The following is a 25,734-nucleotide window of genomic DNA, read 5'->3' as shown; positions in this document are numbered from 1 at the left end:
AGCCGGTGCAAATATCGTACATCGTGTTCGATTTATAATCGAACACGATGTATGTTTTTGCTCGAACGTCCGGCGCGAACGCGCGTCGGCTCCCGGTGTCGCATGTCAGATCCGCATGACCGCGCAGGTGGCCCAGTCAGCGATCGAGCGAGTAGAGAGTGCTCCAAATGATCTCCGTCAACGCCGTCGTATGACGCTGGACCTCGGCAGCGGGAGCGACCCGAATCTGCTGGTACAGGCCACGCTCCAACATCCATACGAGCCATCCGGCCGTCGGCCCCGGGTCGATTCCCAGTCGCACGACACCGGACTCTTGGCCCCGCGAAATATGCTTGGCAAGTTCCACATGACCGGCGTCGAGGAGTCGGTGGAACTCGTCACGAACCACCGGATCGGCCGTCGACGCCTCCGCGAGGGCCGCCAGCAACTTCTCGCGACGGAGATAGGTCGAAACCAAGGCACCGAAGGCGGCATTCAGCCTCTCCCTGCTCATCTCCTCATCGAGGTCCATCCACAAGCGCGCGGCCTCGATGATCTCGGTGACCACACCCTCGCCGAGCGCCCGCAGCAGATGACCGAGGTCATCGAAATGAGCGTAGAAGGTCGAACGAGCGACTCCGGCCCGGGAGATCACCTGCTCCACGCTCATCGACGCGAAGGGTACCCCTTCGACGAGTAACGACTCGGCCGCTTCGATCACGCGGCGGATGGTGGTGGCACGCTGCCGTTCCCGGCCCGGCGTTGTCGCCGGCGTGGCTTTGGACGTGGACATGTCACTCACCTTATCGACGCGCCAGAAACCGACTCGAGCTCCGAACGGCACAGGAAGCCCGATACCCTCGCGCCAGTCGGCAATATCGGCGAGGCGAGAGATCGAATCCGCAACCGACCAGTTTGGCGTAGGGCCGGATGCCGCGGTGCGTCCCCAGACGTTGACACGGGCTGCTGCCGGGCCGATGCGGCGGGGCGAGGCCAGAAGAGGGGTGTCGCGGCAGCGTGTGGCGCCCCCTTGTGCATAAGTCCACTTATGCTTACGATACTGACACGAGTGTGTGGCGCGCCACAGCGCCCGCACCGCCCGAGCAAAGAAACCCCCGCTGTTTCATGTTCGGACCCGCATTCCCCGCCTGGGACGGATCACTTCGTCCTAAGGTTATCTAATCAAATATAGATTAGGTAGCTTCCGGCGCTCTCTCCGAGGAGGAATTGACATGAACCCAGGGCTTTGCTGAGCGAAGCCGATCGTCACCAGCCTCGGGTCTCATAGGAGCGGCTGCTGAGCGGGCCGTTCCCGTGAACCGCCTCTTCGAGTTCGCTCTCCCGCACGCCGGTTCGGCCGGTGAACCAACCGTCCCCCGTCCCAACACCGTCACGAAGACGTGGCGGTGAGCTCTCTTCAGAGGTGAAGATATGTCTGATCCGACCACCGGACAATCGGTTCTCGACCGGCCCGATATCCCCGATGTCGTCGCTCGTGCCCGCCGGGGGTTCGCCTCCGGCCGGACACGCGGCTACGAATGGCGGCTCGGGCAGCTGAAGAATCTCGTGCGGCTCCTCGATGAGCGGGAGGAGCAGATCGCGGCCGCACTCGCGGAGGATCTCGGACGCAGCAAGACCGAAGCATGGTTCGGCGACATCGCGTCCACCCGTGGTGAGGCGGTCTACGCGATCAAGCACCTGCGCAAGTGGATGAAGAAACGGCGGCAACCCTTGTCGCCCGTCCAATACCCGGGCTCGGCTTGGATCCAATATGAACCGCTCGGCGTCATCCTGATCATAGGGCCGTGGAACTACCCGGTTGTGCTGACGCTGGGTCCGCTCATCGCCGCCCTCTCCGCAGGCAACTGTGCCGTGATCAAGCCGTCTGAACTAGCGCCGGCGAGCGCTGCGCTGCTGTCGCGGCTCGTACCGGAATACTTCGACACGGACGCTGTCGCGGTCGTCGAGGGGGACGCCGGCACGACCCAGGAACTGTTGACGCAGGGATTCGACCACGCGATCTTCACGGGCGGAACCGAAGTCGGCAAAAAGATCATGGCCGCCGCGGCGCCGACGCTCACTCCGGTCACACTCGAACTCGGCGGCAAGAGCCCGGTGATCGTCGCCGCCGACGCCGATCTCGACATCACTGCCCGCCGACTGGCCTGGGTCAAGATGATGAACTCCGGGCAAATCTGCATCGCTCCCGATTACGTGCTCGCGGACGGCCGGATCCGCGACAAGCTGGTGAACAAAATCGTCACCACCATCAGAGACTTCGAACGCGAAGGAAGCGCCGACGGACGGCGCATCGTCAACGAGCGGCAGTTCGACCGTCTCACCGGCTATCTCGAAAGCACCCGGGGCACTGTGGCTCTCGGCGGCGGCAGCACCCGTTCGTCGCTGTCGATCGAGCCCACTGTGATCATCGACCCCGATCCCGACGAAGCCCTGATGCAAAACGAGATCTTCGGCCCGATTCTGCCGATCTTGTCCTACGAGACCCTCGACGACGCTATCGCGTTCGTCAACGGCAGGCCCAAGCCGCTCGCCGCCTACTTCTTCACCAAGTCGACCGCGGTGCAGCGGAGGCTTGTCGACGAGATCCCATCCGGCGGCTCGGTGATCAACCACGTCGCGATGCACCACCTCGTTCCCCAACTCCCTTTCGGCGGCGTCGGTGCAAGCGGCATCGGCGCATACCACGGCAGGTGGGGTTTCGAAACGCTGAGTCATCGCAAGGCCGTGTTGAAGAAGACGTTCCGCCCGGACCCACGGCTTGTCTACCCGCCTTACAGCGACCGTGCCCTGAAGTTGATGCGCAAGGTCTTCTGACCGGCCGGCACGAATCGCGCCACGCCACGCCGCCGCGGCTGGGCATCGGATACGCCCGCCCTGCCGCGGTCAGCGATGCCGGCCGTCGTGCCGCGTAAACGCACAGCGCCGGCTACCGCGCACCGCGGGTCGCCCCGCTGCGCTGCGTGTTGAACCCGCCTGCGGAAGTGGTGGCGCGTCTTCGCAACCGATCCCCCACTCCCGGGGCTGGGAATCGTCGTCAGTGCGTCCGGTGACCGTCTCCGCATTTGCGATCGCACGGGTTGCTCGCCGGCGGTTCATCCACATCTTCGCGATATTGTGGCAGTAGCGGAAGGATGGGCCGATGTCCCATGGTGACCAGAGATCTGGTCGGTTCACTGCTGATCAGTGACTGATGACGATCCGTTGCGTACTCGCCGCGAGGTGTCGACACCCATCGTGGCGGAGCTGCACGCGGCCGGTTTCGAGGACGTCGTGGAGATCGGCCGGGGCGGTTTCGGAGTGGTATACCGCTGCTGGCAGCAGGCCTTGGAGCGGACCGTAGCGGTGAAGGTATCGACCGCGGAGCTGGACGCCGACAACCGGGCACGGTTCCTCCGGGAGCAGCGGGCGATGGGCCGGTTGACCGGGCATCCGAGCATCGTCACCGTACTGGAGGCCAATTCTACGGCCACCGGACGGCCGTATCTGGTGATGCCCTATTACCCGCAGGACTCGCTGGATGCGTGGATTCGGAAGAATGGCCCGCTCGCGGTGGATCGCGTGCTGGAAATCGGACAGAAGATCGCCGGTGCTCTCGCCGCTGCTCATCGGCTCGATATCGTGCATCGTGATGTGAAACCGGGCAACATCCTACTGGCCGAGCGCGGCGAGCCACTATTGACCGACTTCGGGATCGCCCACATCACCGGCGGGTTTCGAACATCTGCGGGCACGTTGACCGGATCACCGGCTTTCACCGCCCCTGAGGTGATCGAAGGCCACGCGCCAACCCCGGCTGCGGATGTATACGGGCTCGGTGCCACCGTATTCAGTGCGCTCACCGGCCATGCCGCATTCGAGCGCCTCAGCGGCGAAAACGTCGTGACGCAGTTCCTGCGAATCACCAGCCAGCCAGTACCCGACCTGAGGGAGAACGGCATCCCCGACGATGTGGCGGCGATAGTGGAGGCAGCAATGCACCGGGACCCCCATGAGCGGCCGTCGGCGGAGGCGCTGGAAGCAAGCTTCCGGGAAGCCTGGCGACGCCACACACACTCCGCAGAAGACGTGGCGCTTCGGTCCGCATCCGATTCCGACAGATATCGGGAACAAGTGCGTGCTGGGAACTCGCGCGTGCCGATAATGGCCAGCGCTGTCGGCCGTGGCGGCCTGCCGCCGGCGTTGAGCAGATTCATCAACCGCCGGACCGAACTGGCAAAGGTCAAGAACCTCCTGTCGACCTCGCGCCTGGTGACGTTGACCGGCATCGGGGGCGTCGGCAAGACACGGCTGGCATTGCAGGTCGCGTCCCGCTCGCAGCGCAAGTTCCCCGGGGGTGTGCACCTGATCGAACTGGCCGATGTCTCAGATCCCACACTGTTGGTCGACGTGGTAGCAGCCGCCCTCGGGATCCGGGATGAGTCGGCTACCCGATTACTCGATGTCATGATCGACTTCCTCAGATCCCGCGAAACGCTGCTCGTGCTCGACAACTGCGAGCAAATAGTGGATGCCGTCGCAGAACTGACCAGCACGCTGCTGCGGACCTGCCCCGAGATTCGAATCTTGCTCACCACACGCGAACCGCTGAATATCGCCGGAGAGGCGGTGGTACGTGTGCTGCCGCTGTCGGTCCCGGAGGCGCATCATCAACCGACGCTCCAAGAGATGCCGCGCTTCGACGCGATCACGCTCTTCGTAGATCGTGCGGCCACAGCGGTGCCGGGTTTCGAACTCACCGACGACAACCGAACCGCCGTTGCGGCGATTTGCGCGCGGTTGGAGGGACTCCCGCTCGCGATCGAGCTGGCCGCGGCGCGCCTGCGCTCGATGTCACCGCAGCAAATTCTCTCGCGCCTCGATGATCGGTATGCGCTGCTGACCCGCGGGAGCCGCACCGCCCCAACGAGGCAGCAAACCCTGCGATGGTCCATCGATTGGAGTCACGACCTGTGCACCTCTGCCGAAAGGCTGCTGTGGGCGCGTCTGTCCATCTTCACGGGCAGCTTCGAGCTCGATGCCGCCGAGGAGATATGCGGCACAGATCTCGCGGCGAACACTACGCTCGATGTCTTGTCGTCCCTCATAGACAAGTCGATCCTCCTACGTGAGGAAGTAGATGGCTCGGTCCGTTTCCGGATGCTCGAGATGCTGAGAGACTATGGCCGCGAAAAGCTCCAGCAGTCCGGTGAATACGGCAACCTGCGCACGCGCCACCGGAAGTGGTACCAGCAGTTGGCCCTGGATGCAGAAGCCGGATGGATCAGTGACCGGCAGCCGGATCTGATCGCCCGCCTCGATCACGAACTCCCGAATCTACGAGATGCACTCGAATCCTGCTCGGCCGAACAGAGCGAGGAAGCCGCTCGAACCGGGCTCCAGACCGCCGCGTCGCTATACGAGTTCTGGAACTTCCGTGGGCTGTTCAGCGAAGGCCGCTCCTGGGTCGATCGTGCCCTCGCCCATCCTTACCTCCATGCAGAACCGGACCAAGTGAAAGCATTCTGTGTGGGCAGCCAACTGGCCGCAGCACAAGGCGACTTCGAAGGGGCCGCTGTCCTCCTGGATAGCGGCAGGGAACTCGCCAGCCGACTTCCCGATGCGCCGGTCCGTAGACGCATCGACTACGCGGACGGAATCCTGGCCCTTGTTCGCGGCGATTCCGCTCGCGCGGCCTCCTCGTTCGAACGTACGGTCGATGTACCCGGTGCCGTTGAGACCGAAGACCTCCATGTCAGCGCTCTGACCCTGCTCGGCTTGGCCTATGAGATGCGCGGTGACACGAGGCGGGCTGCCGCTCGCTACCGCGAAGTCGTGTCCATCACGGAGCCCAGTGGTGAAATGCTCTTCCGATCAGTGGCGTTACGTGGCATAGCTGTTGCCACCTGGGAGCCTGGGGAGCAGGGCCGTGCGCAACAGCAGCTCGAACAAGCCCTTCGAATCAACCGACGGCTACGCAGCCCGGTCGCTACGGCATTCAGTCTCGAAGCGCTGGCCTGGACGGCCAGTGCCAACGGAAACGCAGAACGGGCGGCTGTTCTGATGGGAGCGGCGCAGGGGCATCTTTGGCCGAGAGGAAGTAACGTGCCCGCCGTGTTTCCCAAGATGGCACGCCTTCACGAGGAATGCGCCACGACAACGCGGCACGCCCTCGGCGTACCGGCATATGAAGCAGCTGCACAGGAGGGGCGCGCAATGAGCATCGATGCCGCTATCGCCTATGCACTCGGCGAGCAGATCACCGAGGCGTCACCTGAGACCGGTGGTTCTCCCGAACTCACGAGGCGTGAGCTCCAGGTGGCCCGCCTTGTCGCTCGAGGACTCAGCAACAAACAGATCGCCGCCGAGCTGGTCATCTCCCAGCGCACCGCCCAAGGCCACGTCGAACACATCCTCACCAAGCTGGGATTCACCTCCCGGGCCCAGATCGCGGCCTGGATAGCCGAGAAGCCCGAGTGACGGGCCGCTACGGCGGTCGCATACTGCGCAGTCGGCGGCTTCTCCGGGCTTACACGCGAGCTGTAGCGCGATGTTCACATCTATACGAAGTGACGACCTCATGCCGATTGGCATACCGATGCCGACGACCACCTCCCGCTGAAGCCCTGGAGCCGATGCCACGCACCGGATCCGGACGGGCCGGCCGTCAGCCAGTCAGCGATTGACATCCTCGCTAAGAGACAACCACGACGGTTGCTATGGATTTTGGTCGATTCACAATAAACTCTCACATTGTCCTGTATCTGTTCGGAACACCAGGACAAGATCATTTCTGGTTCATGTGGGACGAGCTGTCCACCGGTTCTCTGGGCGCCGTCGTACTTGCTGATACACGACGATTGGAAGCATGTTTCGGACCGGTGGACTACTTCGAGTCACGAAAAATACCATTCGTCATCGGTGTCAACTGTTTCGACGGAGCCGACGTCTGCTACGAAGACGAAGTGCGGAGTGCACTCGAACTGTCGGAGTGCGGGTACCGGTGAAGCCGGTTGAGACGCCTACCGCCGCAACCGTGTCGCGGCTACAGTGATGCAGATGGGGCCAGTCCAGGAGCCGGGTCAGCATGCCCAGGGCTGTTCCATAATCTCCATAATCGCCTTGCCCACGATTTCCCCGCGTTCCAGCGCCGTCAGTGCTTCAGAAGCCTCGGTCAATGGGTAGCGCGCGCTGACGAATGGTCGTAGTCCTCGGGCGACGAAGTCACGCAGATCCGCCATCGACTCCGCGAACGCCGGAGGGTGGAGCCGCACGTACTCCCCCCAGGCGACACCGGCGAGCGACACATTGCGCAGCAGCAACCGATCAACCTTCACCGACGGAATCTGCCCGCCCGCCGCGAATCCGACGACGAGTAGGGTTCCCCCGACCGCAAGCGCACGCACAGCGTCGTCGAAAGTCCGCCCGCCGACAGGATCGAGCAGGTGGTCGACACCGGAACCTCCGGTGAGCTCTCGCACCCGGTCGACCCAACCGGAACCGAGCGTCACAACGTGGTCGGCGCCGAGTGCCGTGAGTCGCTCGGCGACTCCCTCCCGACGCACCACCGCGATTACGCTCGCACCCAGGGCCTTTCCGAGTTGGATCGCCGCGGTGCCGACCCCTCCCGCGGCACCGAGAACCAAGAGTGTCTGTCCCGCCCGCACACTCGTCCGCCGGGTCATCGCGAAGTGGACCGTTTGGAAGTTGGCGAGCAGAGCGGCGGCCTCGCCGAAGTCCAACTCCGGGGGCTTGATCGCGACCATCGCGGGCTGAACCGCCACGAACTCGGCGTAGCCCCCCAGTTGTGGGCAGAACGCGACGACCTCGTCACCGGGTTGCACGCCGCTGGCTTCCGGTGCCGAGGACACCACACCCGACACCTCCACCCCCGGCACAAACGGCGGCGGGACACGCAGCTGGTACTGCCCGTAGGTCATCAGCAGGTCGGGAAAGTTGACCCCGACCGCACGGACCTCGATGAGGACTTCGTCCCGGCTGTCCGGGACCGGCAGCCGGGTGGTCCGCAAGGCCTTCGGGCCGTTGAGGGCGGCCAGCTGCACGGCCGCCATCGACCCGTGCTGGTCAGACCTCGAGGCCAACGGGTACGCCGTCGACGATTTGATCCAGATACTCGCCCATTCCGTACAACTGCGCGCCGTCGTCACCGGTCCACCGAACCTGGTTTTCCAGAATGTGGGTCATCAGCTCAGCTCCGGAAGCTTCGGTCTTCCGGTGCCGCAGCGGTACCGTGGCACCGATCTCGCCGCTGAAACGCCAGCTTCGGTTGCTGCTGGTGACGAGTTCGACCTCGATACGACGAGGCATATTGTTCTCGTCCCGTTCGGTCTGCACCCGAATGTCCGTGCAGCGGTGCAGATCCTGTCCGTCCCACACGAATCCGCCGGTCACCGGCGCGCCGCGCTCGACACCGAAGTAGGCACCCATGAATCCGGCGGTAGGACCGGAACCGTGCAACCATCGATAGAACCACGGCGCCTGCCAGGAGCGCGGGCCCCACGAGTGATCGCGCAAACCAGCGCCATGGATGTCGATGGATTCGCCATCCAGCACGATCCTCCCGGTGACCGCCATGATCTGCTCATAGTGATTCGGGGCGAAGGCAGGCCCATCGCCATCGAAGCTGTGCTCGTACGGATCGCTGATGCGTTCGAAGGTCAGCTCGGCGGTACAGGCAACCGCTGGAGTGTCCGCCAGTCTTCGCGGGTTCGCCAAGATCTCGGGATCGTCGAGCAGATTGACTTTCCCATCGAAAGTCGCGTGCAGCCTCGTGAACGGCTCCTCGACCCGAAACTCGAGTCCCGATCCCGACATCTTCTCGTTGCTCGTCACCTCCGGCCGGGCGAAGGAGAACGCCACCCTGCCACCCGGCAGGTAGAGGCACACGGTCCGCTCCCCACGCCCCTCGTTCGGACGGTTCGCCAACCGCACGAATCCACTCACCCGCGCCTCAGGGTCGTGGAACTGGAAATACATGGATTCGTTGAAGTTGTGTTCGCTCCCGACCGGGTGCGTGTAGTCGTCTTCGGGCCTCATGCGCCCTCTCCCTCGTTGGTGTCGATGTTGCGGCGTCGTCAGCGGCGCACCAGGTCGCCCGCCTCCTCGAGCAGGAAGCCGATTGTCGTGTTCAGTTCGTCCAGATCGAGCGAACCGTGCGCACCCATGGCCCCGGATCGGCGCCGCAGCAGTACACCCTGAAGGAGCGTCGCGGCACGCCAATGAGTGAATGCGCGGTAATATCCGATCCGACTCGCATCCAAACTGGTTGCAGCACAATAGGTCTCGATCAGATCGGAGCGATTCGGAAAACCGCCGGCCTGGGTCGGGCTCGGCAGGCTGATCCGCGGCTCGTCCGGTCCACGCCAGTCGTCGAGCAGCCAGGCCAGATCGGCCAGTGGGTCGCCCAGAGTCGCCAGTTCCCAATCCAGGACCGCGGTGATCCGACCGTTGTCGACAAGCACGTTGGACAACCGGTAGTCACCATGGGTGATCACCAAGCGTTGCTGTCGGGGCACATTCTGCTCGAGCAGGGATCGGACGTTTTGCCACGCCGCATCGTGTGCGGATTGGTCGCTCCACTGCGACCAGCTCCTGATCGCGCGCCGGATCTGCCTCGGCAGATATTCGGTCCGAGGGCCCAGGTCGCCCAGCCCGACCGCCGCCGGATCGAGGGAATGCAGCCGCGCGAACACCTCGATGACCCCTCGCCCCAGCGCCGCGCGCTCGTCCAGGCTGAGCGCATCGGCGTCCTTCTCCGATTCCAGAGCGCCACCAGCCATTCGGGTCATGACGTAGAACGGGCCCTCCTCGGAGGTACCGATGACAGCGGGAACCGGAATACCAGTTCCCACGAGTGCGTTCAGGATTCCTGCTTCGCGGAGAACGTTGTGCGCGGTCGGATCGTGCTTACCCGGCGGCGGTTCGCGCAGCACCCAGCATTCACCCGCTTCGTCACGGAGCAGACTCGTGATGTTGGATTGCCCGATTCCGATCCGCTCGATTCGCAGCGCACCCCGCACCTCGGTGCGCTCCGCGAGCCATTGCCCGATCCGGGCCGCTCGCGCAATCGCCGAGTCGGCGTCGGCCCCGGTGGTCGCAGTGTCGTCGACAGCATCCCGCATCGGCTCACCGTCCCTCGAAGTCGGCTGCGGTTTTGGTGACGAAGCTGCGCACGGCGCCTGCCGCGTCCCGCGTGGCACCGGTTCGGGCGAGGGCGTCGATCTCAGCGCCCAGTTGCTCGGCGAGTGTCGCCGTGGCCGAGTTCCGCAGCAGCTCCCGAATCTCAGCGTAGGCCCGAGTCGGTCCCGCGGCCAGAGCTTCGGCGCGCTCCAGCGCGGTCTTTTCCAGCTGGTCGGCCGCAACAACCTCGGAGATCAGGCCCCATTCGCAGGCATCCCGTGCATCCAGGACGCGACCGTGATAGAGCGCTTGCGCCCGGCGCACCCCGACCAACCGGGGCAGATACCACGACGTTCCGCCGTCCCCGGATAACCCGAGAGTGGTGAATCCGGTCGCGAACTTCGTCTGCTCCGCGGCGAGCGCGATATCGGCGCAGTACACCAGGCCGAGCCCGCCTCCGCCAACCGATCCGTGCACAGCCGTCACCACCGGCACCGGCAACTCCGCGAAGATTCGGATGGCCGCGTGATACGGAGTGACCATGCGACGCAGTGTCGCCGAAAGATCCTCGGGCTCGGTGCCGGCGAACACGGCGATATCCCCTCCGACGGTGAAGGTGGGGCCGTTACCCAGGATCACGAGCGCCCGTAGGTCCGAGCGGGCCGCGCAGCGTTGCGCCGCTTCGTAGATATCGTCCGCCATCTGCTGGTTGATGGCGTTGCGCTGCTCAGGCCGATTCAGCCGCAGCACCGCGAGGCCGTCGGCCACCGTGAGATCGACCGTGCTCATCGCACCGGACGGTAATGCGCGGTGCCACCGCTCACTGTCGGTGAGTTGCACGAGCCCGCTGATTCGGCCATCTATGAACGACAGAATATGGATGAACTCGGCATCCAGTTCGCCGCCGCCTACGTTCGCCGTACCGCTGTACCGGCCGGTGACCATCAATCCGCCGTCGGCGAGCCAGTCGAAGCGCGCCGGTATGGCCCGCGCCTGATAATGAGCGGCGATACGCCCCCAGAAGTCGCGCCGCATGGCCGCGGGCCCACGATAGACCCCACCCAGATCGAACGGCAGCCCCTCCGTGGTGCGCCCCTCGAAATCCGCGTGCAGGATCGCGTCCAACCGCTCTCGATCCCCTGTCGCCAAAGCTTCGTACAACGCTGCGGCAACCTTCTCACATTCCGCCGCTCCAGCCATCGGCGCTGGGTCGCCGCCCTCTGCGGAGTCACGTTCGGGGTTCACCATCGAATCCAGCTCTCTCCACTCGACAGCGGGGCGAACCCGCTCTTTGACGTCATTTTAATCTAAATTTGAATTTAGACAAGCCAGCTCGCGTGGTCAAGCGCGCTCCCCCATAGCCTGCGGGCATAGATCTACTGACAGCGATCATCGCCTTCGAGAACGTGGTCGGGAGGTCGCGACTTCGCCGATCTCCGCCTCGATCGCCCGTTGCGCGCTCGGCGGCAGCGTGTGCGTGATCTCGCGCACCCGTTCCTCACACCGGGGTGATGTCCGAGATGAGCCAGGTGCCCGCCTGCTCGGTCATCGTCACTCGCACGCGACTGCCATCCAGGCGCGGCCCCTGATACCTCGCACCGGTGGTCTCCTGGTTCAGGAACATCAGCACCGTGACAGTGCCCTCCTCGACGGAGACGACCGAGTTGCCGACGACGGTGGCTTTCGTAGTAATCGAATCGCGATGTGCTGCAGGAATGATCACTTTTGTGCCGAGGGTGGTGAAGTCGTCGCGAAACTTCCCCGTCAAATTCCCAGCGAGCGCGGGGAAGGCGGTGTCGATTGTGTTGTGGTCGTAGGACAGCACAGCCGGCACCCGAGATCGCGCCGCCTCGGTCGCGGCCCGGGCGGCAGCGGCATCGGCGGAATGCTCCGCCGTACAGTGCGCAAAGACAACGATTGCCGCGATCTCCCCGCCGAGCAGCAGGGCGAGAACCGTGAACACCGCAGCCGCCGAGCGGTTGCTCATCCCGGCCAGACGGGCGAACATCGCACCGATTCCCCGCCGCGCCCTCAGCGGCGTGCCACCGTCCGCGACCGAGTCCTCCTGCCCGGGACCCGCGTCTCCAGCCGTCTCGGTATCTGCGACGGCATCGTGCTCAGTGCTGACAGTGTCGGTGCTCATGCGACGAACTCCACATTCGAGACAAGCCAGCGGCCGTCGGAGTGATCCAGGGTCATCTTCATGCGGTAGACCCGCTGTTGTCCCTCGGGGGCCTCGGTGTTCTTCACCGTCGAGGTGACAGCGGCAAGCACGATGGCGCGCGAGTCGTCGATCTCGACAATGCCGGACTCCTCGACCTTCCCGGTCGATTCCACCTTGCCGTTTTCCAGCACACTGGCGAAGTTGCCAGAGATCTTCTCCCACTGGTCACGGAAGGAGCCTGTCGAATCGGTTGCGATGGCTTTCAGGTTCTGCTGGGCCGACGAATGGTTGAGGGTCACCAGCTGCGCAGCGATCCGGTTCGCAGCAGCGAGCGCAGCACGATCACGCTCGTCGTCATGCACGTTCGCCCGGATATCCAGGCCGAATTTCGTGCTCACCCCGGCCAGCACGATCACGGCCGCGACAAGCAGCAGGACGGTCCAAGCCGGCCAGCGCCGCGATAGCCGCTGTTGGCCCTCTATTTGATCAGCAGTGATTGCCATCCCTGTGTCTCCTCTCCGTGGGCGGCACCCGGGGCCGGGAGCCCCAGGACATAGGTCAGCCCGTCGGGCCCTCGAAAGGTTCGGTCGCCTTCGGCGTAGGGCACGATCGTGGCTGCGGCCGGCGCCACCGGTGGCGCAGGTTGCGGTGGCGCGGCCGGCGTGCCCGGCCGCGGCACGGCGGTGATGTTCGGTTCGCCTGGCCGCGACAGCATTTCCGACCAAGTCGACGGCAGGCCGCCAGGGCAATTGGCGATGTCGGCGGTGCGGACCGACGGATCGGTCGCACAGGGTGTGTTGCGCGCGCCGCGAATGACCTTCGGATCGTCGGGGGCGATCTTGCAGTAATTGTCCGGTGGGACTTCGGCGGGCCGGGTGTCAGAGGGGTCGCGGCGCTGCGTGGCCTGATACCCCTCGGTGCACGGGGGTGGATTGAGAGTGTTTCCCAGCTTCACGTCGAGCGCCGCCGCCGGGGCAAGTAGATTGTCGTCGGTCTGGAATCCGCCACCAACGACGCTGTAGTCCACCGCGGCTGCGAGGGCCGGATACACGACCAGGATCTGCCGCAGCTGCGGCACATTGACCCGCAACACCTGACCAACGGTCTGCAGGTCGGCGAGCAACGATGGCAGTGGCGTACTCAGGTTCTGCAAGGTTCTGGAGACGGCGTTGGCGGCGGGAGGGCCTTCGCCGAGCACACCGCGCAACTCCGCGTCACTGCGAACGAGCTGGTCGGTGAACGAGCCCAGGTCGTGCACCGAGGACTTCAGCTCGGTGCGGATCGAGTTCCCAGTGTGGAGTATCGGTTCGAAGTCGTTGATCAAGGCGAGGGTCGGTCCGATGTCGGCCTGCGCCAGATCCAGGAAGTCAGCCGACGATTCGATCAATGATGCGAGCGCTGGACCGGCACCGTTGACCGCTCGGTACGTCTCATCGAGAGTAGTCCGAAGCGAGTCGGTCGACACGCCGGCCAACAAGCTCTGCGTCTTGTCGAGGACCTCGCCGGTCGGGATGGGCACCGTCGTCCGGGAGCGCGGAATGTGCGATCCGTCGTTCAGGTACGGTCCGCTGTTGTCGGCGGGGACGAGATCGACGTACTGCTCGCCGATCGCCGACGTGCTCTTGATCGCGGCGCTCGCGCCTGCCGGAATGTCCCAGCCATGCCGTAGCTGCATCCTCACCCGCACGCTGCCGTCCCGGAGCCCCACGCCGGTCACTCGCCCGACCTCGACACCGCGATAGGTCACCGTCGCGGACTCATAGATTCCGCCCGCCTCGGCGAAATCGGCGGTAACCGTGTAGGTCCCGAACCCGGATATGCGCTGAATACCTATGTAGTGGACCGCGCCGTAGACAAGGCTGACCACAGCCAGTACCGCGAAAACGATCAACTGACCTTTGATCAGTCGGGTTTTCATCACCGGCCTCCGTCCGCGTTGGCCGGGGCGGTCAGCGGGTCCACCGCGCGGTTGGACATCGGGATCAGATCTCGGAGCGGAATGCTGCCGATGATCTTGTCGCGGACGGCCTCGACACTGAGGTCAAGGGTGAGAAACAGATTCACGTAGTCACCCTTGATGGCTTTATCGGCAACCGTGACTGGAAACGGAAAGGTGGCGGCGACGAGCAGCGAGCCGGTCAGATCGGACCCAGCCGCCGCCAGCTGGGACAGGACCGGCTGCAGATTGTGCAGATCTTTCGTGAGTTCGTCGCCGCCGGCATGAAGCACCTGCGCAGCTTGTCTGCCGAACGCGCCCACTCGGTCGAGCATTGTGACCAGCTGTGACCTCTGCGCGTCGAGGAGATCCAGTGCCGGTTGTATCTGCTCGATACCGGTCTGAAGGGTGTCGCGCTGCTGGGCGATTTCCCGGGAGAACACATCGAGGCTGTCGATGGCCCGGACGATCTCGTCGCGCTGGCTGTCGAGCCCGTCTACGAAGGTGGCCAGGCGCTCGAACGACCGGTTGATGGCATCCTCATGACCGCCGAAGCCTTCGTTGAGCTCCGCCATGATAGTTCGGATCTGTTGCAGGCCACTTCCATTCAGAACCAGCGACAGCGCCGCGAGCACTTCCTCGGTCGCCGGATACTCCGAGGTTGCCGAAAGCGGGATAACGTCGCCATCCCGCAACTGCCTGCCGGAGACATCGCCATCGACCGTACTGAGCTCCAAGTATTGGGCGCCGAGCACACTTGTCTGCGCCAGCCGAGCCTTGGTAGATGCGGGTAAGCGCACTGTGTCATCGATCTCGAGTTCGGCAACCGCGACATTGTTGCGGACCGAGATCGAGGTGATCGTACCGATTGTGACATTGTCCGCCTTGACAAACGAGTTCCCCACCAGGTTCTGCGCATCGCGCAGTTCGACTCGCAGCGTGTACGAGCCCTCGTGAATAGCATTGCCCGGCAGGGGGATCGAGTTGGCACCGTCGAATCGGCACCCGGTCGTCAACAGCGCACTCAGCACCATCACTCCGCCCAGTCGCAGGGCGGTAGACGTTCTTGTCATCGGGTGGCTCCGGGGACGAGTAGCTCGGCCAGGCCGGGGACGGCGAGCAGTCCGGGCTGGAGGGCGGGTGGGGTACCGTCGGGTGCCGGCACGGGGGCGCCGGAGCCCATCGCCGCGCGGATGGACGCGCCGAACAGGTGCCCGAAATGCGCGCTCGCCCGCGAGCATTCCTCCTGTGGCGCGTTCACGGTGGTCAGCAGGGCGCACACGAGCGAGAGTGGGTCAGGGAAGTCCGGCAGCGCGAGGTTACCCGTCAGCGAGCGTGAGTCCGGATCGTAGATGTTGTAGAAGTTGTCGATCGCGGTCGGCGCGAGATGGAGGATCTGCGCGATCTCGTCCTCCCGATCCACGAGCAGCTGGGTTATCCGAGTCAGTGCGGCCACGTTGTCGGTGAGCGCTGTGCGGTTGTCCGCGACGAAGGTGCGGATTCGCGGAAGCATCGTCTGCAACGACTGCAGCGCTGCGGCCAGCTGAGTACGGTTGTCGTTCAGCACGGTCGATACACCGGCGAGCTGGTCGACGAACATCCGGACTTGCTGATCGTGGGCGGCGAGCGCCGAGATCACGGTTTGCAGATTGCGAATCGTCGCGAATAGGTCCGGCCCGCCGTCCGACAGCGTCTGCATCGCGGCCGAGAGGTTCATCACGGCCTGGTTGAGCGCTGCTCCGTTACCGTGCAATGCGTTCGCCGTGGCATTCGTGAAACGGGTGAGGGTGCCGGTGGGATCGCCGTCGGTCGGGCCGAGCTGAGTGGCCAGATCCGTCACTTGACGTTTGATCTGGTCATATTCGATCGGGACAGCGGTTCTTTCAACTGGGATCACGCCACCGTCGGCGAGTTTCGCGCCGTCGGCTTTCCTCGGCGTGAGTTGTACGTACCGGCCCGAGACCAAGGTCGGCGCAACGATCACCGCGGAGGTGTCGGCGGAGACCGGATGCGAGGCGTCGAAGTGCATGGTGACCCGGACGCGGTCGCCGATCGGGACGATGGCGTCGACCTCGCCCACCGGCACACCGCGGAGCGTCACCCGGTCACCGACGTACAGCCCTACCGAGTTGGTGAAATAGGCGGTGACCCGCACAGTGGAGCGGGTGGTCATCCACCAGATCGCCGCGGTGCTCGCCACCGCGAGTGCGACCAGGACGGCAAGGATTCGTCCGGGCAGCGGGATTCGGGACAGCGGCTTCATCGGGGACCACCGGCCTGTCCAGGGCTACCCGGTTGCTGACCGTGCAAGTTCGCGGGAGCGATGTTCTGGAGCAGGGCCCCGAAGAATGGGCCACTGGCGACCGCTTCGCCGAGCTGGGTGACATAGGGCCGCAGTCCGATGATCGCGGCATTGATGTTGTCGTAGTTGGTGGTCAGCAGATTCGTGACCCGCTCCAGCTCATCCAACATGGGCCCCAATGTCGCGGTGTTCTCGTCGGCCAGCGTGCGCAACTCGTCACTGATGCTGCGGACCTCGACGAGCAGGTTGCGGATGGTCTGCGCACGATCGTTGAGCGCCGCGAAGAGCGACCCACCATCGGTCAGCAGTGCGGTGAGATTCTGGTTGCGCTGCGCGAGGACGTCAGTGACCGCGCTCGTGTGCTGGAGTAGGTCCCGCACCTCACTGTCGCGGGAGCTGATCGTCCGGGACAGGCGTGAAGCACCGTCCAGCGACGGCCGAAGATCGTCTGGTAGCGCGTCGAACACCGACGAAAGACTGTCCATCGCGTCCGCCAGCTTCGCCTTATCGGTGTGCTCCAGCCGATCGGTGAGCTGGTTCAGTGACTCGGTGAGGTCGAAGCCGGACGTAGTGTGCGCCAATGGGATCCGCTCGACAGCGGGGCCGTCGCCGTCCGGCCGCAACTCGACGAATCGGCGTCCGAGCGCGGTCTCCACCTTGATCGCAGCTGTGGTCCGGTCACCCAGCACCTGTCCGTGTGGGTCGATCTTCAAAGTGACGTCGACGTGGTCCGCGGCCAGATCGATGGCATCGACCTCGCCGACGTCGATGCCCGATATCTGCACGGCATCACCGGTTCCCAGACCGCTCGCGTCGGCGAACTCGGCGACGACCTCGCTTCGCCCGGGCCAGCCCGGTATCTCGTCGTAGGTGAATGCCAGCACCAGCAGCATCACCAGCACCCCGGTCCCGACCAAGCCCAGCTGGACCGGATTTCGTTCGGAGAATGTTTTGGTCACTGACCTCGGCACCTTTCGGCGGGAGCGATGAACATCGGGGTGTCCTGGTGACCGCCCCCAATTGCGGGATAGCGGATCGCGAGGCCGCACACGAACCAGTTGACGAAGCTGCCGTAGCTGCCGACACGGGTGATCAACGGGTACGTGGCGGGCAGCTTGGCCAGCAACAGCGACAAGGTGCCGGAGTCGGCGTTGAGATTGGTGGCCAGTTGTCTCAATCCGTCGATGTCGCCGGTGACAGCGGGCCGGTTGTCGACCAGCAGTTGCGCGACTTCTGTGGTACCCGCCTGAATCTGGTCCAGACCTGCGGTGATGGTGGCTTGGTCGGCGTTGAGCCCGGAAACCAGCGTCTGGAGGTCCACGACCAACCGATCGAACTTGTCGCCGGTCGCGGTGATCGAGCCCAATGCGAGATTCAGGTTTCTGATCATCGCGCCGATCACCTGGTCCCGGTCCGCGAGTGTATTGCCCAGTGTGCCCACCTGGTGGATGAACTGGGCGATGCTCTGCTGGCGCCCGTTGAGCACCTCGATCAGCGAGGCCGACAAGTCGTTGGCTTCGTCGGGATCCAAGCCTTGCAGCAGCGGCTTGAACCCGTTGACGAGACTGTCGATATCCAGCGCGGGTTCGGTCTGCGACACGGGGATCGGGTCGTTTTCGGAACGCCGGCCGGTGCCGTCCGGATGCACTGTGACTTCCAGGTAGCGATCCCCGATGAGGTTCTTGTACCGGATTGCGGCGGTCGATCCCTGGAGCACCGGCACGTCGCGGTCGACGGTGAACGCCACCTCGACCAGTTTGTCGTGCGCGAATTCGACCGACTTCACCTTGCCGACCGGGACGCCGGCGACCTTGACGTCGTCGCCGGTCCGCATACCCGATGCCGAGGTGAACAGCGCCCGGTAACTGTAGGTCGGGACGAAGCGTAGATCGCCGACGACCACGACCAGCATCGCCGACACAACGGAAGTAGCGGCCAAGAAGACGATCAGCTTCAGTCCGGAGTGGCGTGCGGTCATCGCGTCAGTCCATAGATAAGCGGGGCGAATGGGTTGCCGATCAGGTCCTGCGCCGAGCGAACCGGCCCGTATACGGTTGTGCCGGTGGCGAAATCGACGTGATCGAGCGGTCGGCTGCCAGGTCCGAAGGGATATCCGTAGCAGCTCGGTGGATTGTCGGCACCGTTCACCGGAAGATCCTTCGCATAGGTGTAGGGAGGGTCACCCATCAAGATCGTGCCCAGCGCGTTCAAGCCCGGTCTGCCGCCACCGAAGGCACGCTCGAAGAAGGTACGAGCCTGGTTCAGCGCGGACAAGAAGCACGGGAACGAGGGCGACTGCTCGGCCAGCACCCGGGTCGTCGGTTCCAGCACTTGGACCGCGCCGATGAGCGGGATGGCGGAGGAATCGAGGAACGAGGTCCCCGCGTTGCCGAACTCGCTGAATGACAAGAGAAAAGCACTCAGGTTCGCCTGTTCTTCGACGAGCGTGGCGCTGGTAGTCGACAGGTTTCGCATCGTGGTCAGCAGATCGGGAGTGGCCGCCGCGAGAGTATCCATGTTGTCGGCGAGCAACGGCACATCGCGCTGCAGTACCGGAATCGACGCGTTGAACTGGGCCAGGTAGCGATCAAGGGACACCATGAGTTCGCCGAACCTGCTGCCGTGGCCGTCCAAGGCCGTTTCCAGAGCTGCCAGGGTAGCGTTGACCTTCTGCGGCGCTATGGCTTTCAAAACCGACAGCAGGGACTGGAACAGGTCGTTGATCTCGACTGTCACCTTCGACCCGTCGATCACCGCGCCGGGTGTCAACGTCGCACCAGCAGCATTGTCGGGAACCACCAGCGTGACGAACTTTCGGCCGAACAGCGTGGTCGGCGCGATCTGGGCGCCGACATTCACAGGGAGCCTTCGAGCCTCACCGGGCTCGAGATCGAGGGTCAATTTGGCACGATCCCGTTCGATTTCTACCGCGGAGACCCGGCCGATGACGACTCCCTGCACTTTGACGTCCGATCCGGTCGCCATCAACAGGCCGGCCCGATCTGCATACAAATAGACACGCGTAGTCGGCACGAAGGTTCCGCTGCAGGATGCGATCGCGCCGGTGACGGCGAGAACGAACACCACGACCGCGCTGAAACCGAGCACGAGGGCACGGCGGCGGGAGACATCGAGCTTCATCCCGACACCCGCACGGTCGAGTGCACACCGCCGTACACGGCGATGCCGATGATCAGGTCGATGACCATGACAGCGATGAGCGACGCGCGCACCGCACGGCCGACCGCCACCCCGACACCCGCAGGGCCGCCGGAAGCGTGGTAGCCGTGGTAGCAGTGCACCGACATGATCACCAGCGCGAACGCGATCACCTTCACCAGCGACCACAGAACATCGCTGGGTACCAAGAACACATTGAAGTAGTGCTCGTAGGTACCTTTCGACTGGCCGGACAGCACGATGCTGACGAACTGGGTGGATGCGTAACCCATGAAGAGAGCGATCCCGTACAGCGGCACGATCGCGATCAGTCCGGCGAGGATGCGAGTGGTGACCAGGTACGGCACCGCGGGTACGGACATCACCTCGAGAGCATCGATCTCTTCGCTGACCCGCATGGCCCCGAGCTGGGCGGTGAACCCGGCCCCCACCGTCGCGGTGAGCGCCACTCCGGCCACGACCGGAATGGCTTCCCTGGTGTTGAAGAAGGCCGATATGAATCCCGACATGGCCTCGACTCCGACCCGGCCGAGCGAGTTGCTGCCCTGCTGCCCCACCTCGTACCCGGCCGCGGCGGTGAGAAAACCGACGATCACGATGGTGCCACCGATGACGGCCAGTGCGCCGGTGCCCAGACTCACCTCGGCGACCAGCCGGATGGTCTCGCGGCGGTAGCGTCGCAGGGTGCGCGGTATCCAGCCGATGCCGTACAAGTGAAACGACAGCTGGTCCCCGAGTCCGGCCACACCGTCAACTGGGCCGTTGATGAAGCCTGAAATACTGCGACCCCATGCTGTTCGTCGCACGGCCTCACGGATGCCGTATTCCTTGATTGTCGTCATCCCGAAGATCCGTTCAGTGCAGCCACAGGGTTGTGATGATGGAGTTGGCGAGGAACAGCAGCACGAAGCTGAAGACCACCGTCTGGTTGACCGCGTCGCCGACGCCCTTTGGGCCCCCCTTCGCATGTAACCCCAGATGGCAGGCGACCAACGCCGCGATAAATCCGAAGATGCCTGCCTTCAACTCGCTGACCAGCAAGTCAGGGATACCGGTGAGAATCGGAATGGCGGTGATGAACTGCCCCGGCGTCGCTCCCTGGAGGAATACCGCGTACAGATAACCGCCGACAAGCCCAACGGCGGTCACCAGGCCATTGAGGAATACCGCCACCATGGTGGAGGCGAGCACCCTCGGCACCGCCAACCGCTGCAGCGGGTCGATACCGAGAACCCGCATGGCGTCGATCTCTTCCCGGATGGTGCGGGAGCCCAGGTCCGCACAGATCGCCGTGGCACCGCATCCGGCAACGACCAGAACCGTGGCTACCGGGCCGATCTCGCGGATGACCGCCATGCCCGCGCCGGCGCCGGAGAGATCGATGGCGCCGATCTCGTTGAGCAACACGTTGATCTGAAAGATCACCATGACACAGAACGGAATCGCTATCAGCAGCGTTGGCACGATGGAAACGCTCGCAATGAACCATGCCTGGTCTACGAACTCACGGAACTGGAACGGTCGACGCGGGAGCATTCGCAACGTGTCCAGAGTCGTGGCGAAAAACTGTCCCACCGCACGCGGAACAAGTGCAACCTTGACCGATACACCGTCCCAGCGCCCCGGTGACGACCTACCGACGGACACAGCGCTGTCCACCATCGACGAGCCTTCCTGCTTCCGTTTCTGGTCACGCGAACAGAAGCACTTTTACTTTTGATTAAATTCGCGAACCGCAGCGACCCGAGCGAGAAGGTCGCGGGAGGTTCATGAGCGATAGATATGTAACCCGACCGAGGAAAGCGCACTCGGTGTGTGCCAGGTCACAGTGGGGAGTGTAGCATAAGTCGCCTTACGCGCAAGTGCCGTAGGTCACTCAACGACCGGAAGAATTTTAACCTAGAGTAGATTTCATGCCGGATGACATCAGAAGAGGTGGTGCGTGATGCTGCAGGTGGCCGACCAGCCCGAAGACTGGACCGAATCCGGAGCCCACCTGATCACCCCCGGTATCCACCGGGTTCCACTCCCCCTTCCACTCAGCGGGCTCGGAACGGTCAACGCCTACATCTTGGAGGGGCCACGGGGGCTGGTCGTCATCGACCCCGGCTGGTTCGGAAACCACACCGAGGCCGCCATGTCCGCAGCACTTCGGCAACTCGGCTACCAGCTGGACGACATCGTCACCTGCCTCGCCACTCATCACCACTGGGATCACTACTCCCAGGCGTACGCGTGGCGCGGCACACTCGGCTGCGAATTACTCATCGGCGAGGGGGAACGTCACAGCCTCGAGGGATTCCGCGCCGACGCCGGCCGATTCCCCAACCATGCTGCGATACTCGCCCAGTGCGGTGCCCCGAACGTCGCCCTGGAACTCGCCCACGCTCCGGTTCCGGAACACGAGCTCGGCGTCGCCTCGGGGCTGCCGGACCGCTGGCTGGAACACGGTGAACAGATCGAACTTCGCGGCGGCGACACTATCGAGGTAATCGCGACCCCGGGGCATACCCGCGGCCACGTGGTATTCCACCACCAAGCGAACGGGCTGCTGTTCACCGGCGACCACATTCTGCCGCACATCACGCCATCGATAGGTTTCGAGTGGGCGCCCGAGCCCCACCCATTGCGGTCTTACATCGCATCCCTCGAGCTGGTGCACGGCCTACCCGACGCCGTCGTCTTGCCGTCACATGGACCGGTGACGGCCAGCAGTCACCGCCGAGTGGAGGAACTGCTCGATCACCACCAGCATCGACTGGACGAGGTCTGCGAAGAGATCGCCGCAGGGGCCAGCACCACATACGAAGTGGCGCAAGCACTACGCTGGACTCGCCGGGAGCTGCGGCTCGACGATCTGCCCGTCGATCACCAGCTGTCGGCCATCACCGAGATCCACGCCCACTTGGATGTGCTGACCCTGCTCGGCCGCGTCCGGTACACCGACCGGAGCAACGTGCGCAGTTACGCACTCAGTGCCTAGCGTCACCCGCCGGCCCAGGACATGACCATGGGACGTCCATCCGGAAAGGGGTGACGCTGCTGCCTTATAGTTGAACCGTGGCTAGAAATTCGAAAGCGCAGCACACGGCGGACGAGGACCAGGTACCGGAGTCGAAATCGGCGCGGACTCGTCAGCGCATCCTGGATGCGGCCGCCCGCGTGCTGAGCTCGAAGGGCTACGCGGGGACACGGCTGGCCGACGTCGCCGAATACGCCGAACTCCAGGCGCCGGCTATCTACTACTACTTCCCCTCCCGGGAGGAACTCATCGAGGAGGTCATGTGGAGTGGTATCGCCGAGATGGTCAAGCACCTGCAGCGCGTGCTGGACGAGATTCCGAGCGACGTCGCACCGATCGATCGCATCATGATCGCCATCGACGCCCATCTGCGCCATGAGTTGGAGTTGTCGGACTACGCCACAGCTGCTATCCGGAACAGCGGCCAGATGCCGGAACACCTGCGTGCCCGACAGCTTGCCGAAGACGCCCAGTACGGAGCCATCTGGCGCAAGCTGATCAAGGACGCTGCGGCCGAGGGACAACTCCGAGCCGAGTTGGATCCCCATATCACACAGATGCTGATCATGGGGTCACTGAACTGGACCGCGGAATGGTGGACGCCGCGGCGAGGATCGCTGGATACCGTTGTCCGCACGGCGCAGGCGTTGGTTCGCGCAGGAATCGGAGCCCCCGAGCCGAGCGGCGAGCAAGCGCGCCCGGCACGACGCGGGCACGCACCCCGCAAGCGGGCCGGCGCGGACAAAGCCGAATCGGCCTGATTTCGCGGACGGATCAGGGGACGATCCGCAGCGCCTCCGTGGGGCAGCCTTGCACCGCCTCCTCGACGGCGGCCAGTTCGTCGTCGGCGATGTCCTCCTTGAGCTGGACGAGCTCACCGTTGTCATCTACCTCGAAGAACACCGGAGCGAGGGACTCGCAGATGCCGAGCCCCGTGCACTTGGTCCGATCGACGATAACCTTCATCACTGCCTCCTGTCTCGAGCGCCGACCGCGCTGACGTCGGTCCGACGAACACCGGCCCGGTGAGCCGACGCCGAATGCTATCTTTGAATCGAAGATAAATTAGATTCTAGCTCGGGTCAACCGAGGAGTGACAAGAAGGGCGGTGACCATGGACCCCGAACGCCCCGGTGGATCCACCCTCGCGACAGCCGACCACCGGATCGGCGGCGGCCCCGTGAACGCCACCCGCGAGCGCATCCTGGCTGCGGCGGCGCAAATTCTCAGCCGACGAGGTGTCGCTGGGACTCGCCTGGCCGACATAGCCGCCCAGGCAGAACTTCGACCACCGGCTGTCTACTACTACTTCGGATCACGCACCGAGCTCATCGCCGAGGTGATGCGCGAGGGTCAACGGAGAGTGCGCGAGCACGTCGCACAATGCCTCGCCGCCGCGCCGCCGGGCACCGCCGTGATCGATCTGATCGAGACCGCGGTAGAGGCACATCTACGCATCGAACTAGAGCTGTCCGATTTCGCTTCCGCCGTCACGCGTAATGCGGGGCAGCTGACCCCCGGAATCATCGAGTCGCTGCAGCTCGAGAGCACCGCTTATCACGCGATCTGGCGCAGCCTGCTGGAACGACTCGCCGCATCAGGGAAATTACGTGCCGGCCTGGACATCGGCATCGCCCGCATGCTCGTCATCGGCGCCCTCAACTGGACAGCGGAATGGTGGAATCCCACCCTCAACTCCCTCGATGACCTGATCAGGACCGCGCAGTCGATCATACGGAACAGTCTCACCGACGATGACGGCGTCGGTACCGAAATCGTCCGGCCCGGGGCCGCCCCGAGCACCCGGAGTTGATATCATTTTTTAGTCTGTATTAAATAATTTGAGACATGAGGAGAAGAACATGTCCCAGGCCTACATCGTCGATGCCACCAGGACCGCGGTGGGCAAGCGGGGCGGCGGTCTGGCCGGATCGCACCCGGCGGACTTGGCTGCCCACAGCATCCGGACGATCGTCGAGCGCCATGATTTCGATCCCGCAGCGGTCGATGACGTCATCCTCGGCTGCCTCGACACCATCGGGTCGCAGGCAGGCGACATCGCTCGCACTGCCGCTTTGGCTGCGGGGTTGCCGGAGTCCGTCCCGGGCGTCACCATCGACCGACAGTGTGGGTCCGCGCAGCAGGCAGTGCATTTTGCCGCCCAGGCGGTCATGAGCGGGACGAGTGAGCTGATCGTCGCCGGTGGCGTCCAGAAGATGAGCCAGTTCCCCATTCTGAGCGGCTTTCTGGCGGGCGAACCCTACGGTGCGACCGATCCATGGACGGGTTGCCAGGGCTGGGAATCGCGCTACGGCGGCAAGGAGATCTCGCAGTTCCGAGGGGCGGAGATGATGGCCGAGCACTGGAACCTGAGCCGTGAGTCACTCGAGGCCTTCGCCCTACAGAGCCACCAACGAGCACTGCACGCGATCGCCGAAGGCCGCTTCGACCGCGAGATTACCGAGTTCGCCGGCGTCTCGGTGGATGAGGGCCCTCGCTCCGACACCTCGCTCGAAAAGATGGCCGCACTGAAGCCCCTGGTGGAAGGCGGCCGGCTCACCGCGGCCGTTGCCAGCCAGATCTCCGACGGCGCCGCAGCCTTGTTGATCGCCTCCGAGAACGCCGTCGAGCGATACGGGTTCACGCCCCGGGCGCGCATCCACCACCTGTCGGTGCGGGGTGCGGACCCGGTCATGATGCTGAGTGCACCGATTCCCGCTACCCAGCACGCATTGAAGCGCGCGGGGTTGTCTATCGGCGACATAGACGTAGTCGAAATCAACGAGGCGTTCGCTCCCGTCGTCCTTGCCTGGATCGCCGAACTCGACGCCGATCCCGCCGTCGTCAATCCCAATGGGGGCGCGATCGCCCTCGGTCACCCGATCGGCTGCACCGGAGCTCGGCTCATGACCACCCTGCTGCACGAACTCGAACGAACCGGCGGCCGCTACGGTCTGCAGACCATGTGCGAGGGCGGCGGCCAGGCCAACGTCACCATCATCGAAAGGCTCTGA

22 protein-coding genes and 1 pseudogene are annotated in these 25,734 nt (G+C 64.2%); 7 read left to right on the top strand and 16 right to left on the bottom strand.

Annotation, left to right across the window (positions count from 1 at the left end):
* Nucleotides 1-136: 136 nt before the first annotated feature.
* A complete protein-coding gene (locus ACT89H_RS22070; RefSeq protein WP_445110535.1) occupies nt 137-1,075 on the bottom strand; it encodes a TetR/AcrR family transcriptional regulator in 939 nt (312 codons plus the stop codon).
* 335 nt (nt 1,076-1,410) lie between these two features.
* Here ACT89H_RS22070 and ACT89H_RS22065 point away from each other — a divergent pair, with 335 nt between their 5' ends.
* The 3 genes and pseudogenes from ACT89H_RS22065 to ACT89H_RS22055 all read left to right on the top strand — a co-directional run.
* Entirely contained in the window at nt 1,411-2,814 is a 1,404-nt protein-coding gene (locus ACT89H_RS22065) for an aldehyde dehydrogenase family protein (RefSeq protein WP_445110534.1), read from the top strand.
* Between the two features lie 369 nt (nt 2,815-3,183).
* Complete coding sequence (locus ACT89H_RS22060; protein WP_445110533.1) at nt 3,184-6,456, top strand: protein kinase domain-containing protein; 3,273 nt, start codon at nt 3,184-3,186, stop codon at nt 6,454-6,456.
* 233 nt (nt 6,457-6,689) lie between these two features.
* A pseudogene (locus ACT89H_RS22055) lies at nt 6,690-6,983 on the top strand (GTP-binding protein); the annotation flags it as partial.
* Nucleotides 6,984-7,058: 75 nt separating this feature from the next.
* On the opposite strand, the gene ACT89H_RS22050 reads toward ACT89H_RS22055, so the two are convergent.
* From ACT89H_RS22050 to ACT89H_RS21985, 14 genes are all read right to left on the bottom strand, one after another.
* Nucleotides 7,059-8,048, bottom strand: a complete 990-nt coding sequence (locus ACT89H_RS22050) for an NADPH:quinone oxidoreductase family protein (protein WP_445110532.1) — start codon at nt 8,046-8,048, stop codon at nt 7,059-7,061.
* Nucleotides 8,049-8,061: 13 nt separating this feature from the next.
* The gene (locus ACT89H_RS22045; protein ID WP_445110531.1) at nt 8,062-9,033 is read right to left on the bottom strand and encodes a DUF7064 domain-containing protein; all 972 of its coding nucleotides are present in this window, start codon (nt 9,031-9,033) and stop codon (nt 8,062-8,064) included.
* Nucleotides 9,034-9,071: 38 nt separating this feature from the next.
* Entirely contained in the window at nt 9,072-10,118 is a 1,047-nt protein-coding gene (locus ACT89H_RS22040) for a phosphotransferase family protein (RefSeq protein ID WP_445110530.1), read from the bottom strand.
* A 4-nt stretch (nt 10,119-10,122) separates the two neighbouring features.
* Nucleotides 10,123-11,277 (bottom strand): enoyl-CoA hydratase-related protein, encoded by a 1,155-nt coding sequence (locus tag ACT89H_RS22035; protein ID WP_445110529.1) that lies wholly within the window; start codon nt 11,275-11,277, stop codon nt 10,123-10,125.
* A 337-nt stretch (nt 11,278-11,614) separates the two neighbouring features.
* Entirely contained in the window at nt 11,615-12,259 is a 645-nt protein-coding gene (locus ACT89H_RS22030; RefSeq protein WP_445110528.1) for an Rv1363c family protein, read from the bottom strand.
* Nucleotides 12,256-12,783 (bottom strand): Rv1363c family protein, encoded by a 528-nt coding sequence (locus tag ACT89H_RS22025; protein ID WP_445110527.1) that lies wholly within the window; start codon nt 12,781-12,783, stop codon nt 12,256-12,258. The genes ACT89H_RS22030 and ACT89H_RS22025 overlap by 4 nt, the downstream gene beginning before the upstream one ends.
* On the bottom strand, nt 12,759-14,198 hold the full coding sequence (locus tag ACT89H_RS22020; protein WP_445110526.1) for an MCE family protein: 1,440 nt from the start codon (nt 14,196-14,198) through the stop codon (nt 12,759-12,761). The genes ACT89H_RS22025 and ACT89H_RS22020 overlap by 25 nt, the downstream gene beginning before the upstream one ends.
* The gene (locus ACT89H_RS22015; RefSeq protein WP_445110525.1) at nt 14,198-15,289 is read right to left on the bottom strand and encodes an MCE family protein; all 1,092 of its coding nucleotides are present in this window, start codon (nt 15,287-15,289) and stop codon (nt 14,198-14,200) included. Before ACT89H_RS22015 ends, ACT89H_RS22020 begins: the two co-directional genes overlap by 1 nt.
* Entirely contained in the window at nt 15,286-16,479 is a 1,194-nt protein-coding gene (locus ACT89H_RS22010; protein WP_445110524.1) for an MCE family protein, read from the bottom strand. The genes ACT89H_RS22015 and ACT89H_RS22010 overlap by 4 nt, the downstream gene beginning before the upstream one ends.
* Nucleotides 16,476-17,477, bottom strand: coding sequence for an MCE family protein (locus tag ACT89H_RS22005; RefSeq protein ID WP_445110523.1), 1,002 nt, complete (start codon nt 17,475-17,477; stop codon nt 16,476-16,478). The genes ACT89H_RS22010 and ACT89H_RS22005 overlap by 4 nt, the downstream gene beginning before the upstream one ends.
* Nucleotides 17,474-18,496, bottom strand: a complete 1,023-nt coding sequence (locus ACT89H_RS22000) for an MCE family protein (RefSeq protein WP_445110522.1) — start codon at nt 18,494-18,496, stop codon at nt 17,474-17,476. Before ACT89H_RS22000 ends, ACT89H_RS22005 begins: the two co-directional genes overlap by 4 nt.
* A complete protein-coding gene (locus tag ACT89H_RS21995) occupies nt 18,493-19,605 on the bottom strand; it encodes an MCE family protein (RefSeq protein ID WP_445110521.1) in 1,113 nt (370 codons plus the stop codon). Before ACT89H_RS21995 ends, ACT89H_RS22000 begins: the two co-directional genes overlap by 4 nt.
* 50 nt (nt 19,606-19,655) lie before the next feature.
* A complete protein-coding gene (locus tag ACT89H_RS21990; RefSeq protein ID WP_445110520.1) occupies nt 19,656-20,540 on the bottom strand; it encodes an MlaE family ABC transporter permease in 885 nt (294 codons plus the stop codon).
* A gap of 13 nt (nt 20,541-20,553) precedes the next feature.
* Nucleotides 20,554-21,234 carry an MlaE family ABC transporter permease gene (locus tag ACT89H_RS21985; RefSeq protein WP_445110655.1) on the bottom strand — a complete coding sequence of 227 codons (681 nt, stop codon included), beginning with the start codon at nt 21,232-21,234 and terminating at the stop codon, nt 20,554-20,556.
* 409 nt (nt 21,235-21,643) lie between these two features.
* Here ACT89H_RS21985 and ACT89H_RS21980 point away from each other — a divergent pair, with 409 nt between their 5' ends.
* Nucleotides 21,644-22,681, top strand: coding sequence for an MBL fold metallo-hydrolase (locus tag ACT89H_RS21980; RefSeq protein ID WP_445110519.1), 1,038 nt, complete (start codon nt 21,644-21,646; stop codon nt 22,679-22,681).
* 77 nt (nt 22,682-22,758) lie between these two features.
* Complete coding sequence (locus tag ACT89H_RS21975) at nt 22,759-23,481, top strand: TetR/AcrR family transcriptional regulator (RefSeq protein ID WP_445110518.1); 723 nt, start codon at nt 22,759-22,761, stop codon at nt 23,479-23,481.
* A gap of 13 nt (nt 23,482-23,494) precedes the next feature.
* On the opposite strand, the gene ACT89H_RS21970 is transcribed toward ACT89H_RS21975, so the two are convergent.
* Entirely contained in the window at nt 23,495-23,686 is a 192-nt protein-coding gene (locus ACT89H_RS21970) for a ferredoxin (RefSeq protein WP_445110517.1), read from the bottom strand.
* Nucleotides 23,687-23,834: 148 nt separating this feature from the next.
* Here ACT89H_RS21970 and ACT89H_RS21965 point away from each other — a divergent pair, with 148 nt between their 5' ends.
* Nucleotides 23,835-24,533 (top strand): TetR/AcrR family transcriptional regulator, encoded by a 699-nt coding sequence (locus ACT89H_RS21965; RefSeq protein WP_445110654.1) that lies wholly within the window; start codon nt 23,835-23,837, stop codon nt 24,531-24,533.
* Between the two features lie 49 nt (nt 24,534-24,582).
* A complete protein-coding gene (locus ACT89H_RS21960) occupies nt 24,583-25,734 on the top strand; it encodes an acetyl-CoA C-acetyltransferase (protein WP_445110516.1) in 1,152 nt (383 codons plus the stop codon).

This window comes from Nocardia aegles (genome assembly GCF_052545135.1).
The sequence above is the reverse complement of the archived record's forward strand: the minus strand, read 5'-3'. Positions and strand labels throughout refer to the sequence as shown.

Bases quoted from the DNA above. Each gene is read 5' to 3' on its own strand.
- ACT89H_RS21990 (WP_445110520.1), bottom strand. From the start codon at position 20,540: ATGACGACAATCAAGGAATACGGCATCCGTGAGGCCGTGCGACGAACA.
- ACT89H_RS21970 (WP_445110517.1), bottom strand. From the start codon at position 23,686: ATGAAGGTTATCGTCGATCGGACCAAGTGCACGGGGCTCGGCATCTGC.
- ACT89H_RS21985 (WP_445110655.1), bottom strand. From the start codon at position 21,234: ATGCTCCCGCGTCGACCGTTCCAGTTCCGTGAGTTCGTAGACCAGGCA.
- ACT89H_RS22065 (WP_445110534.1), top strand. From the start codon at position 1,411: ATGTCTGATCCGACCACCGGACAATCGGTTCTCGACCGGCCCGATATC.
- ACT89H_RS22020 (WP_445110526.1), bottom strand. From the start codon at position 14,198: ATGAAAACCCGACTGATCAAAGGTCAGTTGATCGTTTTCGCGGTACTG.
- ACT89H_RS22045 (WP_445110531.1), bottom strand. From the start codon at position 9,033: ATGAGGCCCGAAGACGACTACACGCACCCGGTCGGGAGCGAACACAAC.
- ACT89H_RS22025 (WP_445110527.1), bottom strand. From the start codon at position 12,783: ATGGCAATCACTGCTGATCAAATAGAGGGCCAACAGCGGCTATCGCGG.
- ACT89H_RS22030 (WP_445110528.1), bottom strand. From the start codon at position 12,259: ATGAGCACCGACACTGTCAGCACTGAGCACGATGCCGTCGCAGATACC.
- ACT89H_RS21980 (WP_445110519.1), top strand. From the start codon at position 21,644: ATGCTGCAGGTGGCCGACCAGCCCGAAGACTGGACCGAATCCGGAGCC.
- ACT89H_RS21960 (WP_445110516.1), top strand. From the start codon at position 24,583: ATGTCCCAGGCCTACATCGTCGATGCCACCAGGACCGCGGTGGGCAAG.
- ACT89H_RS22040 (WP_445110530.1), bottom strand. From the start codon at position 10,118: ATGCGGGATGCTGTCGACGACACTGCGACCACCGGGGCCGACGCCGAC.
- ACT89H_RS22010 (WP_445110524.1), bottom strand. From the start codon at position 16,479: ATGAAGCCGCTGTCCCGAATCCCGCTGCCCGGACGAATCCTTGCCGTC.
- ACT89H_RS22050 (WP_445110532.1), bottom strand. From the start codon at position 8,048: ATGGCGGCCGTGCAGCTGGCCGCCCTCAACGGCCCGAAGGCCTTGCGG.
- ACT89H_RS22000 (WP_445110522.1), bottom strand. From the start codon at position 18,496: ATGACCGCACGCCACTCCGGACTGAAGCTGATCGTCTTCTTGGCCGCT.
- ACT89H_RS22015 (WP_445110525.1), bottom strand. From the start codon at position 15,289: ATGACAAGAACGTCTACCGCCCTGCGACTGGGCGGAGTGATGGTGCTG.
- ACT89H_RS21965 (WP_445110654.1), top strand. From the start codon at position 23,835: ATGGACCCCGAACGCCCCGGTGGATCCACCCTCGCGACAGCCGACCAC.